Here is a 454-nt window from a genome sequence, read left to right as displayed (position 1 = left end):
CCATTAATTCAGAAACCTTGCCACGCCCAAAAAGCACAAGGATAATCAATAAAATTATAATTAAATGCGTTGGTGAAAAAATATTACCCATTACTCTCGCTCATTGCTTTTCAATTTGATTTCATTTTTTCATGTTTACTCTGAGAAATATATCAAATATAATGGAGTTTTACTTGTATATTTTCTTCCCAAGTTAGATGCAATCGTATGTTATTTATTGTAAGCTGGCTTTTTAACCTCTTTTTCCTTTTACTTAGCGTATTATAATAAACGCAAATACGTTAAAAATAATAACCCGCTTCAAACTAAATTCAAAATGCTTGAAATCTCTTTTCTTAAAGCAGATTTATCTGTTTTGTCGGGTTACTAAATCGTCCTGTAAGCTCTAGTCGTATGGCCCAAACTTTGCCTTTTAAAAACAGTACCATCCGTGCAATCGCTCACCTCTCTGGTA

The 454-nt window shown here is 32.4% G+C and carries 1 protein-coding gene; it reads right to left on the bottom strand.

Annotated features, from left to right (window positions below; genetic code table 11):
• Positions 1–91: twin-arginine translocase TatA/TatE family subunit (locus J7R05_RS08055; RefSeq protein WP_208541855.1), on the bottom strand; the 91-nt coding region annotated here is incomplete at its 3' end.
• Positions 92–454: the final 363 nt, after the last annotated feature.

The organism is Bartonella capreoli, from assembly GCF_902813205.1.
Lineage (GTDB): Bacteria > Pseudomonadota > Alphaproteobacteria > Rhizobiales > Rhizobiaceae > Bartonella > Bartonella schoenbuchensis.
The sequence above is the reverse complement of the archived record's forward strand: the minus strand, read 5'-3'. Positions and strand labels throughout refer to the sequence as shown.